General features: G+C 74.3%; 11 protein-coding genes and 1 riboswitch. Of the genes, 6 read left to right on the forward strand and 5 right to left on the reverse strand.

The window, feature by feature from the left end; translation table 11 throughout:
- Window positions 1-436 precede the first annotated feature (436 nt).
- From IF04_RS0121135 to IF04_RS0121145, 3 genes are all read left to right on the forward strand, one after another.
- The gene (locus IF04_RS0121135; RefSeq protein ID WP_030259954.1) at window positions 437-1,009 is read left to right on the forward strand and encodes a SigE family RNA polymerase sigma factor; all 573 of its coding nucleotides are present in this window, start codon (window positions 437-439) and stop codon (window positions 1,007-1,009) included.
- Window positions 1,006-2,382, forward strand: a complete 1,377-nt coding sequence (locus IF04_RS39880; protein ID WP_030259957.1) for a DUF4232 domain-containing protein — start codon at window positions 1,006-1,008, stop codon at window positions 2,380-2,382. The genes IF04_RS0121135 and IF04_RS39880 overlap by 4 nt, the downstream gene beginning before the upstream one ends.
- Window positions 2,383-2,518: 136 nt before the next feature.
- A complete protein-coding gene (locus IF04_RS0121145) occupies window positions 2,519-3,430 on the forward strand; it encodes an SURF1 family protein (RefSeq protein ID WP_051831410.1) in 912 nt (303 codons plus the stop codon).
- A gap of 285 nt (window positions 3,431-3,715) precedes the next feature.
- On the opposite strand, the gene IF04_RS0121150 is transcribed toward IF04_RS0121145, so the two are convergent.
- Entirely contained in the window at window positions 3,716-5,518 is a 1,803-nt protein-coding gene (locus tag IF04_RS0121150) for a S9 family peptidase (protein ID WP_078600563.1), read from the reverse strand.
- 238 nt (window positions 5,519-5,756) lie between these two features.
- Between IF04_RS0121150 and cbiE the strand changes: the two genes are divergently transcribed.
- On the forward strand, window positions 5,757-7,091 hold the full coding sequence (cbiE, locus tag IF04_RS0121155) for a precorrin-6y C5,15-methyltransferase (decarboxylating) subunit CbiE (protein ID WP_078600565.1): 1,335 nt from the start codon (window positions 5,757-5,759) through the stop codon (window positions 7,089-7,091).
- Window positions 7,088-7,837 carry a precorrin-4 C(11)-methyltransferase gene (gene cobM, locus IF04_RS0121160; RefSeq protein WP_030259966.1) on the forward strand — a complete coding sequence of 250 codons (750 nt, stop codon included), beginning with the start codon at window positions 7,088-7,090 and terminating at the stop codon, window positions 7,835-7,837. Before cbiE ends, cobM begins: the two co-directional genes overlap by 4 nt.
- 33 nt (window positions 7,838-7,870) lie before the next feature.
- On the opposite strand, the gene IF04_RS0121165 is transcribed toward cobM, so the two are convergent.
- On the reverse strand, window positions 7,871-9,025 hold the full coding sequence (locus IF04_RS0121165; RefSeq protein WP_030259969.1) for a cobalt-precorrin-5B (C(1))-methyltransferase: 1,155 nt from the start codon (window positions 9,023-9,025) through the stop codon (window positions 7,871-7,873).
- Between the two features lie 11 nt (window positions 9,026-9,036).
- Here IF04_RS0121165 and IF04_RS0121170 point away from each other — a divergent pair, with 11 nt between their 5' ends.
- Window positions 9,037-9,819 carry a cobalt-precorrin-6A reductase gene (locus tag IF04_RS0121170; RefSeq protein ID WP_030259972.1) on the forward strand — a complete coding sequence of 261 codons (783 nt, stop codon included), beginning with the start codon at window positions 9,037-9,039 and terminating at the stop codon, window positions 9,817-9,819.
- Window positions 9,820-9,895: 76 nt separating this feature from the next.
- Here the strand turns inward: IF04_RS0121170 and IF04_RS0121175 are convergent, their stop codons facing one another.
- From IF04_RS0121175 to cobG, 3 genes are read right to left on the reverse strand one after another with little or no spacing between them, the layout of a single operon-like run.
- Complete coding sequence (locus tag IF04_RS0121175) at window positions 9,896-11,422, reverse strand: precorrin-2 C(20)-methyltransferase (RefSeq protein WP_030259975.1); 1,527 nt, start codon at window positions 11,420-11,422, stop codon at window positions 9,896-9,898.
- On the reverse strand, window positions 11,419-12,066 hold the full coding sequence (locus tag IF04_RS0121180) for a precorrin-8X methylmutase (protein ID WP_030259977.1): 648 nt from the start codon (window positions 12,064-12,066) through the stop codon (window positions 11,419-11,421). Before IF04_RS0121180 ends, IF04_RS0121175 begins: the two co-directional genes overlap by 4 nt.
- On the reverse strand, window positions 12,063-13,502 hold the full coding sequence (cobG, locus tag IF04_RS35920) for a precorrin-3B synthase (RefSeq protein ID WP_063829502.1): 1,440 nt from the start codon (window positions 13,500-13,502) through the stop codon (window positions 12,063-12,065). The genes IF04_RS0121180 and cobG overlap by 4 nt, the downstream gene beginning before the upstream one ends.
- 103 nt (window positions 13,503-13,605) lie before the next feature.
- Window positions 13,606-13,681, forward strand: a riboswitch (cobalamin riboswitch).
- Window positions 13,682-13,754 lie beyond the last annotated feature (73 nt).

Raw genomic sequence — 13,754 nt, forward strand, 5'->3', positions numbered from 1 at the left:
CTACTTGTGAAGGTCCTGTGAGCGGATCATCCGTCCTGGTCCCTTGATCAGGGCCGATGACGCGCTCGGCCATTCGCTCCCCGTCGTCTGCAACCGCAGCCGCGCGGGGAGCGTCTTTGTCGCCGCCCCTCCTGGGCGTTCGGCACAGCACGGTTCGGCGACGCGCAATGCGCGGCGTACGACGAAGGTCCCGCGAGGGCCGCGGCAAGTACGTACAACCGCCCTTATGGGCACGGGCAATATGGCGCATCGGGGAAGAGCTGGTACGCATGAGGGCATTCAACGCATCGCCAAAAACGGTGCCTTGCGCGTACAACCCTGACGGGGGGAAGCGTGTCCAACAGGCGTGGCAGAGGTACTCGGCATTGCAATCGGCCCCGGGAGCGCGGGCAGCGCGGCTGTGGCGCGGCCATCGCGTACTCGCATCCCCGGTGGCATGCCGGTGATCGCCCCCTGGCCCGCCGCGCGTCCCACGCAGGCACCGTCCCAGCACGGGGCTGACGAGGCGATGGCAGCCGGCACGACAGTCGACCACCTCACCGAGACCTACAGAGCGCACTACCGCTCCCTGCTCGGTCTCGCCGCGCTGCTCCTGGACGACACCGCGTCCTGCGAGGACGTCGTCCAGGAAGCGTTCATCCGCGTGCACTCCGCGCGCGGACGCGTACGCGACCCCGAGAAGACCCTCGCCTATCTGCGGCAGACGGTCGTCAACCTCTCCCGCTCCGCGCTGCGCCGCCGCATCCTCGGTCTGAAGCTGCTCTCCAAGCCGATGCCCGACATGGCGAGCGCCGAAGAGGGCGCGTACGAACAGCTGGAGCGGGACCAATTGATCAAGGCGATGCGCGGTCTGCAGCGGCGCCAGCGCGAAGTCCTCGTGCTGCGCTACTTCGCCGACATGACCGAAGCGCAGGTCGCCGAGACGCTGGGCATATCGCTCGGCTCGGTGAAGGCGTACGGCTCACGGGGTATCGCGGCGCTGCGCGTCGCCATGGAGGCTCCGGCATGACCAGCAAGCAGCACGGCCCGCACGAGCCCGCGTCCGAGCGGGCGCCGGGGGCGGAGGGAACGGCGCGCTCGGAGGACGGGCGGTCGGAGGACGGACGATCGGAGAGCGGGCGGTCGGAGAGCGGGCGGTCGGCGCGGGGGACGCGGGGTGAGGACGAGCGGGCGCACGGTACGGAGCGTGGGGCCTCGGGGGCGGCCTCGGCATCGGCGTCGGCCTCGGCGTCGGATGACAACGGTGCCATGGGGGACGGCGGGGGCGACGCCGACGGCGGCCTTGGTGAGGCGGGGCTCGGCGGGGCCGGATTCGGCGGGGCCGGGTTCGGCGGCGGTAGTTCCGTGGGCGGTGACTCCGGTGCCGGTGGCGAGGAGGAGCTGCGGAATCTCCTGCAGTCCGCCGTCCAGGACCTGGAACCGTCCCCCGACTCTCTCGAAACGCTCCGCCGTGCGGTACCGGCCCGGCGCAGGCGCCGCCGGCACGCAGTGGTCGGCGCGGCAGCAGTACTGCTCCTCGGCGGTACGACCATGCCCGCCATGCTGCACGTAGCGAACGGCGGGGACGACGCCGCCGACCGCCGCGCCAACGCCGCCAGCAGCTCCGAGGCGCACGTCACCACCGGCGGCACCAAGGGCGGTACGAGCAGTCGGCACAGCGACCGCCCGGCCGGTAAGGACGGCAAGAAGTCCGACAAGGACGGCAAGAAGACCGGCAACGACAAGGGCAAGGCCAAGGACGGCAGGACCGAGGAGCCCGGCGGCTCCGTCGTCGACCCGGCCGCGACGATGGACGTCACCTCGCCCACCTGCCTGCGTGCCCAGCTCGGCAGCGGCAGCGCCGCCCTCGGCACGCCCGACGCCGAAGGCCGTGTCTACGGCTCCCTGCGCGTCGTCAACACCTCCGCCGCGACCTGCTCGGTCGACGGCGGCGGCAGCGTGATCGCCGTCGCCCAGGGCAGCGCGGACCCGACCCGCGTCCAGGTCGTCGACCACACGGCGGGCGACGCCGCGCCGGGCCTGCCGGACCCGTCCGTCGCACCCGACCAGATCGTGCTGAGGCCCGGCCAGGCGTACGAAGTGAAGTTCGCCTGGGTCCCGGCGGAGGGCGGCGGGCCTTCGGGCTGCGCGGCGCCCGGTACGCCGACGCCCGGCAGCTCCGAGGGGGCGGGCTCCGGCGAACCGGCGAACTCCTCCTCGGCCGACGGCAGTGGCGACCAGACGGGCAGCGGCAGCGACGGTCCGGCGGAGGACGGTACGCAGGCGGCCAGCGTGGCGGTCAGCCACACTCCGGAGGCCGGCGAGCCGTCGGCCGCGACCACCACGATCAACGACGCGTGCGCGGGAACGGTGTACCGCACGGGCCCGCTGCCGGGGCAGTAGTCCCGGGGCTTGTCTCTGAGGGCCGTGGCCCGGAGGACGGTTGCCCGGAGGACTATTGCCCGGAGGGTGGGGCGGGGCCGGGGCAGATACGGGCCCGCCGTCCGGGTACGAGGCACGTGCCCGTACCTTTGATGGTGTGTACCGGTTCCTGCTCACCCCGCGATGGTGGGGAATCAACGTCTTCGTCCTGCTGGCGATCCCCGTGTGCGTCTTCATGGGCAGCTGGCAGCTGAGCCGCTTCGAGGACCGCGTCGACACACACCAGCAGCAGGAACACCAGGCGGCCGACGCCAAGACCGCGGCCGCCCGCCCGCTGACCCAGCTGCTGCCCGTCGACAAGAACACCTCGGGCCGGCGCGCCACCGTGACCGGGCACTACGACACCGGCCACCAGCTGCTCGTCCCCGGCCGGCAGCTCGGCGAGCGCACCGGCTTCTACGTGCTGACCATGCTGCGTACGGACGGCGGCAAGGCGCTGCCCGTCGTACGCGGCTGGCTGCCGGGTGACGCGGACGCGAAGGCCGACACGGCGAAGGTACCGGCGCCGCCGCGCGGCGAGGTGACCGTCACCGGCGCGCTGCAGGCGTCGGAGAACCAGGGCACGAACGGCGTCCAGGCGGGTGGCGGCCTGCCGAAGGGCCAGCTCGGCATGATCAGCGCGGCGTCGCTGGTCAACATCGTGCCGTACGACGTGTACGACGCCTGGATCACCGTCTCGCACGCCCAGGCCCCGCTGAAGGCCGTACCACCGGCCGCGGCCGAGGGCAGCGGCCTCGACCTCAAGGCGTTCCAGAACCTCGGCTACACCGGCGAGTGGTTCGTCTTCGCGGGCTTCGTGCTCTTCATGTGGTTCCGCCTCTTCCGCCGCGAGTCCGAAGCGGCCCGCGACGCGGCCCTGGGAATTCCGGCGGAGGGGCTGGGGATGGAGCGGGGGGCGTCTGCCGAGCCCGAGCCCGAGCCGGGGTCGGGGGCGGAGCCCGAGGCGGGGTCGGGGACGGAGTCCGAGGCGGGGTCGGAGTCCGAGCAGAAGGTCTCTTCCGGCTCTTGAGGGGGGCGCCTGGCCGGATCGGTTAGGGGCTTTCCCGATGAGCTTCTCGGGGGGCCTCCCCCCTCCCCCCGCCCCACCCCCTCCCCACCTCCACTCAGTTGTAAGTACGCAGGCCAGGCGCAGGCGCAGGCGTAGGCACATGCCCGCCCACTCAGGCCCGCCCCACCTAGGCCCCACCGAGGCCTGGCCCCCCACCCAGGCCCAGCCCCGCCGCCCGGGCCCGGCACCCCGCGCCGTAATCGGCCAGGCCCGGGGGTGGTGCGTCTACCTCGTCTCACACGTTGGTCATACGTCCCCCAGGTACCGGCGGGCGAAGTCCAGTTCCAGGCGGAGCTGCTTGATGCGTTCCTCGACGACCAGGGAGCCGTGGCCCGCGTCGTAGCGGTAGACCTCGTGCGGGTGGTCGCGGTCCTTGAGGCGGTCGACGTAGTTCTCCACCTGGCGGATGGGGCAGCGCGGGTCGTTCACCCCGGCGGAGATGTACACCGGCGCGCGGACCGCGTCGACGTACGTCAGCGGGGACGACGCCTCGAAGCGCTCCGGCACCTCCTCCGGCGTGCCGCCGAGGAGCGTGCGGTCCATCGCCTTCAGCGCCTCCATCTCGTCGTGGTACGCCGTGACGTAGTCCGCGACCGGGACCGCGGCCAGGCCCAGCGCCCAGGACTCCGGCTGGGTGCCCAGGCCGAGCAGGGTCAAGTACCCGCCCCAGGAGCCGCCGGAGAGGACGAGCTTGCGGGGGTCGGCGAGGCCGGACTCCACCGCCCAGTCGCGGACCGCGGCGATGTCCTCCAGCTCGATCAGGCCGACGCGGTGCTTGAGCGCGTCCGTCCACTCCCGGCCGTAACCCGTCGAACCGCGGTAGTTGACCCGGACGACCGCGAAGCCGTGGTCCACCCAGGCGGCCGGCGCCGAGGCGAAGGCGTCGCTGTCGTGCCAGGTCGGGCCGCCGTGGATGTCGAACACGGTGGGGAACGGGCCATCGCCGGCCGGCTTCTGGATCAGGGCGTGGATGCGGCCGCCGGGGCCCTCGACCCAGGTGTCGGTCACCGGGACGGAGCCCGGCGCCTTCATCCCGGGCGGGTCGAGCACGACCGCGCCGCTCGTGGAGCGCACCTCCGGGGGCTGCGCCGCGGAGGACCACAGGAACTCCACCGTGCCGTCGGGGCGGGCCGTGGCACCGGAGACCGTGCCGGTCGGGGTCTCGACGCGGGTCAGCTCGCCGTCCTCGGGCACGTACTTCCACAGCTCGCCGCGGGCCTGGAACTCGTGCTCCACCAGCAGGGCCGAGCCGTCCGGATACCAGTCGGCGCCGACGTCGCCGGGCAGCTCTATGGCGAGCGCGGTCTCCTCGCCGGTCAGCGGGTTCCAGATCATCGGCTCCCAGCGGCCGCGGCGCTGGTGTCCGACCAGCAGCCGGGCGTCGCCGTCGACCGGGGCGAAGCCCATCACCGACAGGCCCAGCTCCTCGGTGCCGCCCTTGGTGTCGTCCAGCTCGGCGACGGTGGAGCCGTCGGGGCGCACGACGCGGATCGCGGAGTGCATCGCGTCACCGTGCTCGGTGTGCTCGACGGCGATCAGCGAGCCGTCGTGGGAGAGAGCGCCGACGCCGGCCGACTCGCGGTGGCGGTAGATCTCCACCGGGTCCTGGCCGGGGCGGACGATATGGATCGTCGAGCCCTCCTCGTCGGTGGAGCAGCCGATGACGGCCGTGCCGTCGCGGCCGAGGGCGAGTCCGCCGGGGTAGGAGGGGGCGAGGCCGGGCGCGGCCGGCTCGTCCTCGCCGCCGCCGAACGGCTGGCGCATCCAGACGCCGAACTCGTCGCCGTCGGTGTCCGAGAACCACCAGATCCACTCGCCGTCGGGGGTGAGCGTCCCGTCCGTCGTGCCGTTCGGCCGGTCCGTGACCTGGCGCTGCTCACCGCTGGCCCGGTCCCACGCGTACAGCTCGAAGGTGCCGGTGGCGTTGGACACGAACAGGGAGCGCGCGGGGGCGTCCTCGGCCCACTCGGGGAGGCCGACGCGCGGGGCCCGGAAGCGCTTTTCCCAGTCCGGCATGGACTCGGTGATGGCAGTGGTCTCGTCAGTCATGCGACCCATTCTGCGCCCGGCGAGGCACATCGCGTCGGGCCGACCGTTCGCCTGTGGAAAACTTTCGCCACGGGCATGACAGCGGCGCGGTCGGCAGTACCGCCCGGGCGCCGTCGGCGATCCTCCGCCGTGCCGTCGGCGGTCCGCCCCAGGTGCCGTCAGGAGGCGGCCGCCGGGCCGTCGCGTGCTGCCAGTAGAGTGCGGCTCCGAACCCGCTCGACCTCCGAGGTAGCCGGCTGTGACCCCCGCCACGTCCCCACCCCCCACGCCACCGGCCGTGACCGTCGTCGGGATCGGAGCGGACGGGTGGGGCGGTATCCCGTCCGCCTCGCAGACCGTGCTGCGGGACGCGGACGTCGTCATCGGCGGGCCGCGCCAACTCGCCCTGCTGCCCGCGGAGTGCGCGGGGCGTCGGGTGGCCTGGCCGTCGCCGCTGCGGCCCGCCGTGCCCGGGCTGCTCGCGGCGCACGCCGGGCAGAAGGTCGCGGTGCTGGCCAGCGGCGACCCCATGTTCTACGGCATCGGACGGACGCTCACCGAAGTGCTCGGCGACGGGGCCGTCGGCACCGACGCGCTGCGCATCATGCCGCACCCCTCCTCCGTCTCCTACGCCTGCGCCCGGCTGGGCTGGCCGGTGGAGGAGACCGAGGTGGTCACGCTCGTCGGGCGCCCCGCCGCACAGCTCACCGCCGCGCTGCACGACGGCCGGCGGCTGCTCGTCCTCAGCGCGGGCCCCGGTACTCCCGCCGAGGTCGCCCGGCTGCTGGAAGAACAGGGCTTCGGGCCGAGCGGGATGCGGGTGCTCGAACAGCTCGGCGGCGAGCGGGAGCGCGTCCTGGCCGGCACGGCCGAGGAGTGGCCGCACCCGCCCGGGGACGCGCTGAACATCATCGCCCTGGAGTGCCGCCGCGCCCCGGATGCGCTGCGCCTCGGCGCGGTACCCGGGCTGCCCGACGACGCGTACGAGCACGACGGGCAGCTGACCAAGCGTCATGTCCGTGCCGCCACCCTCGGGGCGCTCGCGCCGGCCCCGGGCGAGCTGATGTGGGACATCGGGGGCGGCTCCGGTTCGATCGCCATCGAGTGGATGCGGACCCACCGCTCCTGCCGCGCCGTCTGCGTCGAGCGCGACCCCGTACGGGCCGAGCGCATCGGACGCAATGCCGACCGGCTCGGCGTACCGGCCCTACAGGTCGTCACCGGCCCGGCCCCGGACGCCCTGTCCGGCCTGCCGGTACCGGACGCGGTCTTCATCGGCGGCGGGCTGACCAGCCCCGGGCTGCTCGCGGCCTGCTGGGACGCGCTGCCGCCCGGCGGCCGGCTGGTGGCCAACACCGTGACGCTGGAGTCCGAGGCGCTGCTCGCGGACTGGTACCGGGAGCACGGCGGCGAGCTGGTACGGCTGGCCGTGGCGCACGCCGTACCGGTGGGCGGCTTCACCGGGTGGCGGCAGGCCATGCCGGTCACCCAGTGGGCCGTGCGCAAGGCCCCCGTGAGCGACGGCCGTTATCAGGACGACGACCGCCGCGCAGGCATCGACGACTACGACGCACCCTCAGGAGACGACAGATGACCGTGTACTTCATCGGCGCGGGCCCCGGTGCCGCCGACCTGATCACGGTGCGCGGTGCCCGGACGCTCGCCGCCTGCCAGGTCTGCCTGTACGCGGGCAGTCTCGTCCCCCGTGAACTGCTCGCCGAATGCCCGCCGGACGCCCGGCTGGTGGACACCGCGCAGCTGAACCTCGACGAGATCACCGCCGAGGTGCTCCGCGCGCACGAGGCCGGGCACGACGTGGCCCGGCTGCACTCCGGCGACCCGTCGGTCTTCTCCGCGGTCGCCGAGCAGATGCGGCGGCTGGACGCCGCCGGTGTGCCCTATGAGGTGGTGCCCGGTGTACCGGCATTCGCGGCGGCCGCCGCGGCGCTCAAGCGGGAGCTGACCGTGCCCACGGTCGGCCAGACGGTCATCCTCACCCGTATCGCGCAGCAGGCGACCGCGATGCCCGAGGGCGAGGACCTCGCCACCCTGGGGCGCAGCGGTGCCCTTCTGGTGCTGCACCTCGCCGCCCGGTACGCGGACCGGGTCGTCGAAGAGCTGCTGCCGCACTACGGCGCTGACTGCCCGGCCGCGGTCGTCGCGATGGCCAGCCGGCCCGACGAGCTCGTGCTGCGCGGCACCCTGGCGGACATCGCGGACCAGGTGAAGGCGGCGGGGATCGTCCGTACGGCCGTCATCATCGTCGGCCGCACGCTGGGCGCCGAGCAGTTCCGGGACAGCCACCTGTACTCGGCGGAGCGCGACCGCCACGTGTGCTGATCCCGCCGGGCCGGGGACGGCCCCGGGGCGAGCTCAGCGCACCGTACTGCGCCCGACCACGTTGCCCGCGCGGTCGATGCAGATGACGTCGACCGCCACGGGGGCGCCGCGCAGCACTTCGAGGGCCTGATCGCGGGCGGTCGCGGCCACCAGGTCGCCCAGCGGGACCCCGGCCGCCGCGCACAGCTGGAGCGCGGCGAGACCGGTGTTGGCGGCCGCGACCTCCGTGGCCAGCGCCTCGTCGGCGCCGCCCTGCCGGGCCAGCCCGGCGAGGAAGCCCTTGTCGACCTGGGAGCGCGCGGAGTGCAGGTCCAGGTGGCCCGCGGCCAGCTTGGAGAGCTTGGCGAAGCCGCCGCAGATCGTGAGCCGCTCGACCGGGTGCCGACGGATGTACTTCAGTACCGCGCCCGCGAAGTCGCCCATGTCCAGGAGGGCGTCCTCGTGCAGGCCGTACTCGGCCACCACCGTCTTCTCGGACGTCGAGCCGGTGCAGCCGGCCACGTGCGTACGGCCGGCCGCCCTGGCCACGTCCACGCCGCGCCGGATCGAGTCGATCCAGGCCGAGCACGAGTACGGCACGACGATGCCGGTCGTCCCGAGGATGGACAGGCCGCCCAGGATGCCGAGCCGTGGGTTCCAGGTGGAGCGGGCGATTTCCTCGCCGTGGTCCACCGAGACGGTGAGCTCGACGTCCGCCTCGCCGCCCCCGTGGCGCGCGGCGACCTGCGCCAGGTGGTCGCGCATCATCTGACGCGGCACCGGGTTGATGGCCGGCTCGCCGACGTCGAGGGGGAGGCCGGGGCGGGTCACCGTGCCCACGCCCGGTCCGGCCTTGAAGACCACACCGGAGCCGGGCGGCAGGGCGCGTGCGGTGACGCGGACCAGCGCGCCGTGCGTGACGTCGGGGTCGTCGCCCGCGTCCTTGACCACACCGGCCGTCGCGCGCCTGCCTGACGGCTCTCCAGGCGCCTCCCCGGGCCCGTCCTCGGTCAGCTCCTCCACCGCGAGCGCGAAGGCCGGGGTCTGGCCCTTGGGCAGCGTGATCGTCACCGGGTCGGGGAAGTCGCCGGTCAGCAGCGCGGTGTACGCGGCGGTGGCCGCCGCGGTCGCGCAGGCGCCGGTCGTCCAGCCGGGCCGCAGACCGGTGTGCTTGAGTTGGGCGCTGCGCCCGCCACTCGCCTCAGCCATGGAAGGTCCCGATGCACGCCGCGACGCACGTACTGATACTCGGCGGGACGACGGAGGCCCGCAGGCTCGCCGCAGCGCTGGCCGAGGGCCGGCTCGCCGGCGGTGTACGCGTGACGACCTCCCTCGCGGGCCGTGTCGCCCGCCCCGTGCTGCCGCCGGGCGAGGTCCGCATCGGCGGCTTCGGGGGTGCGCAGGGGCTGGCCCAGTGGCTGGGCGCGCACCAGGTGGACGTGCTCATCGACGCCACCCATCCTTTCGCCGGAACGATCAGTTTCAACGCGGCGACGGCCGCAGGCATGGCCCATGTTCCCCTGCTGGCGCTGCGCCGTCCCGGCTGGGTCCCCGGGGACGGCGACGACTGGCACTCGGCCGGGTCGCTCCAGGAGGCCGCCGCGCTCCTCCCGGACCTGGGCCGGCGGGTCTTCCTCACCACGGGCCGGATGGGCCTGGCCGCCTTCGCGGACCTCGCGGACCTGTGGTTCCTCATGCGGTCCGTGGACGCGCCCGAGGGGCCGTGTCCGCCGCGCATGGAGGTGCTGCTCGACCGCGGCCCGTTCACCCTGGAGGGCGAGCGGGCGCTGCTGAGCGAGCACCGGATCGACGTCGTGGTCACGAAGGACAGCGGGGGAGCGGCCACCGCGCCCAAGCTCACGGCCGCCCGTGAGGCCGGCGTCCCGGTGGTCGTCGTCCGCCGCCCGGCGGCCCCGGCCGGCGTCCCCGTGGCGGACAGCCCGGAACAGGCCGTCCGCTGGCTGGCGGAGCACGTGGGCGGCGCGTTCCTCACGGAGGCGTGACCCCGGGGGCGGCGGGCACCGCCCCACGAAGGGAGCTGCCGCCCCCGAAGGACAGCCGCTGCCCCCGAAGCGCGCCTCAGTCCTCCGGGTACCGCCGCGGCGTCCAGACGATCTGCTCGCCGTTCTCGCGCCGTACGGTCTGCGTCTGCGAGGAGCCGACGATCAGGAGGGTCCGCATGTCGACCTCGGCCGGCTCCAGGTCCGCCAGCCGTACGACGCGGACGCTCTCCTCCGGGCCGCCGATGTCGCGGCCCAGGATGACCGGGGTGTCCGGCGCGCGGTGTTCGAGAAGCAGCTCGCGGGCCTTGCCGACCTGCCACGTACGGCTGCGCGAACCGGGGTTGTACAGGGCGAGCACCAGGTCGGCGGCGGCCGCCGCGCGCAGCCGCTCGGCGATCACCTCCCACGGCTTGAGCCGGTCCGAGAGGGAGATCGTGGCGTAGTCGTGGCCGAGCGGTGCGCCCGCGCGGGCGGCGGCCGCGTTGGCCGCGGTCACCCCCGGCAGCACCCGTACGGGGACGTCCGCGTACGCCTCCTGCGCCGCCACCTCCAGGACGGCGGTGGCCATCGCGAAGACGCCGGGGTCGCCGCCGGAGACCACGGCGACGCGCCGTCCCCGCCGCGCCAGGTCCAGCGCGAACTCGGCGCGCTCGGACTCGACCTTGTTGTCCGATCCGTGCCGCTCCTGGCCCGCCCGTACCGGTACCCGGTCCAGGTAGGTCGTGTAGCCGACCAGGTCGGTGGCGTTGTCGAGGGCACCGCGCGACTCGGGCGTCAGCCAGGGAGCGCCGGCAGGCCCGGTGCCGACGACCGTCACGTCGCCGGTCTCCGGGACCGCGGGCCCGGTGTCCACGCGCGACGGCAGCACGGCCACCGAGAAGTACGGCACCGAGTCCGGGTCCACGTCCGCCAGCGCCGCCGTGCGCTCGCCGTCCATGTACGCCCGCTCCACGTACCGCGCGTCCGCCAGCCGGCCCGTACGCTCCAGGGCGCGGCGCACGGTCGGGAACGTACGGCCGAGCTTCATCACGACCGCCGAGTCGGCGGCGGCCAGCCGGGCCGTCAGCTCGTCCTCGGGCAGCGTGCCCGGCACGATCGTCAGCGTCTCCTCGGCCTCGACGAGCGGTTCGCCGAGCCGGGCCGCGGCCGCGCTGACCGAGGTGATCCCGGGGACCACCTCGGTGGGGTAGCGGTGCGCGAGCCGCTTGTGCATGTGCTGGTACGAGCCGTAGAAGAGCGGGTCGCCCTCGGCGAGGACGGCGACCGTGCGGCCCGCGTCGAGGTGCGCGGCCAGCCGGGCCGCGGCCTCCTCGTAGAAGTCGTTCAGCGCGCCCCGGTAGCCGCCGGGGTGGTCCGTCGTCTCGACCGTCACCGGGTAGCGCAGCAGCTCCTCGATGTGGTCGGGGCGCAGGTGCGGCTCGGCGATCGCGCGGGCGCGGGACCGGCCGTGCCGGGCGCTGTGGTACGCCACCACGTCCGCCTCCGCGATGGCCTCGACGGCCCGCAGGGTCATCAGGGACGGGTCGCCGGGGCCCAGCCCGACTCCGTACAGCTTGCCGCTGCGCCCGGTGTGCTCGGCGGCGCCGCTCTCCGTGGTGCTCATTCCGCGGTGCTCGCAATCGCGTTGACGGCGGACGCGGCCATCGCGCTGCCGCCGCGACGGCCCCGCACCACCAGGTAGTCCAGGCCCAGCGTGTTCGCCGCGAGGGCGTCCTTCGACTCGGCCGCGCCGATGAAGCCCACCGGTATGCCGAGGACGGCCGCCGGGCGCGGCGCGCCCTCCGCGACCATCTCCAGCAGGCGGAACAGGGCGGTCGGCGCGTTGCCCACGGCCACCACCGAGCCCTCCAGCAGGCCCCGGTCGCGCCAGAGCTCCAGCGCGGCGGCGCTGCGCGTGGTGCCCAGCTTCTCGGCCAGCTCGGGCACGCCCGGCTCCGAAAGGGTGCACACCACGGCGTTGTCGGCGGGCAGCCGCTTGCGGGTGACTCCGCTGGCGACCATCTGCGCGTCGCACAGCACCGGCGCGCCGGCCTCCAGCGCGGCCCGGGCGCGGCCGATCACCTCCGGGCTGAAGGCGAGGTCGCGGACGAGATCGGTCATGCCGCAGGCGTGGATCATCCGGACCGCGACCTGGGAGACGTCCGCGGGCAGCCCCGCGAGGTCCGCCTCCGCGCGGATGGTGGCAAAGGACTGGCGGTAGATCTCCGCCCCGTCCTTCTCGTAGTCGAACACGGTGCTCTCGCTCATCTCGTCGCCGTCACGTCTGGTGATCCGTTCACGTGTGAAGACCCGTTCATATCCCGGGTGTCGTTCACGACAGTACGCAGGGCTTCACCGCGCGGCGGTACCCGGTACCCGTCGACCTCGTAGCCCTCGGGGGTGGCGACCACGTCCACCCAGTCGCCCTGCGGATGACCGCAGCGGCGCTCGCAGCCGGACCAGTACACGGGCAGCCCGCCGCCCGCCCCCAGGGCCGTCGCGGCGTCGGCCCGCACGTCCGCCAGGGACTTGGCGCAGCCGGGGCGGCCGATGCAGGCGCCGACGCCGTGCCAGGGGGAGGCGGGGTCGGTGATCAGGCCGGCCGCCGCCAGGTCGCGCAGCCGTGCCTCGGCGGCCGCGCGGTCCAGCCCGGGGACGACCACGCCGCGCCACGGGGTGAGCCGTATCTCATCGGCACCGTCCGTGCGGGCCACGTCGGTCAGCAGCCCCCACTGTGCGGCGGTCAGCGTCCCCAGGGGGGCGAGGACGGACAGCGCCCGATGGCCGTCGGGGCCGTCGACAATCCCGGGGGCGGGCGCCGCCCCCGTAGGCAGCGAGGCCCCCGCCGCATACGTGCAAGCAATGCCCGCCGCGTCCAGCCGTCGCGCCGTCTCGCGTACCAACTCCTCGGTACCGCCCGGCAGATCGCTCACCCGCCAGGCGCGGGACCGGCTCTCCGCCGCCGCATCCAGGAAGACTTCGGCCGCCATCAGCGCGGCCCGAGGGGCGTCGGCGCCGCGCACTCGAAGTGCGCCGACCGCGCCCCCGATGTACAGCAGCGCACCACCAGAAGCAGCGCCCGCCGCACCAGGGGCAGGGCCCGCCGCACCAGAGGCAGCGCCCACCGCACCAGAGGCAGCGCTCTCCGCAGCACCACCGGGAGCAGCCCCCGCAGCCCCAGAGGCGATCAATGTCACATCCGCGCCGAGCGCCGCCACGTCCCCGCGCCCGTCGTCCAGCGCGAACAGGAAGCGTCCCGAGAGTGCGGTCGCGGCCTCGCTCGCGCACAACAGGCCGTCCAGGGCGCCCAACCAGGGGCGTACGTCCGCGTGTCCGGTGCCGTCGAGGCCGGACAGTGGGGAGGCGACGATGTTGCGTACCCGCTCGTGGCGGTACGAAGGCAGCAGTCCGGCCGCGTCGAGCAGGCCCGCCAGGGCCGCGCCGCAGTCGCCGTCCAGGCCACGCAATTGCACATTCCCGCGCGAGGTGAGGTGCAGCGCACCATCCCCGAGGCGGACCGCCGCGTCGGCCAGCGCGGCCGCCTGAGCGGCGGTCAGTACGCCGCCGGGCACTCGAACGCGGGCCAGCGCACCGTCGTCCGCCATGTGCAGCCGCAAAGTGCCCGGGCAGGCGTCGAGACGAACCGGTATGGGGGGTTCGTCCCGAGGTGGAGGGTTGGTCGCCGTGGGCATGGCGGCGAGCATACCGATCCCGTCCCGGGCGTCCGCCCCACGCTCGGGGAGCGGCCCTTACTATGCTCACGGCGGGCCATCCGGTCCGTCACCATCGCCGGCGACGGCGACAGGGGAGGAAGCCCGGTGCGAATCCGGCGCGGTCCCGCCACTGTGAGCCCGGCCCCAGCGGCCGGGTGAGCCAGGAACTCCCTTTCCTCCGCTCTCGGTCCCGTCCGAGCAGGGGAAATCCATTCCGACACCGCCCGGGGCGCGGACCCCGAG

The sequence above is a fragment of the Streptomyces violens genome, assembly GCF_000717745.1.
Lineage (GTDB): Bacteria > Actinomycetota > Actinomycetes > Streptomycetales > Streptomycetaceae > Streptomyces > Streptomyces violens.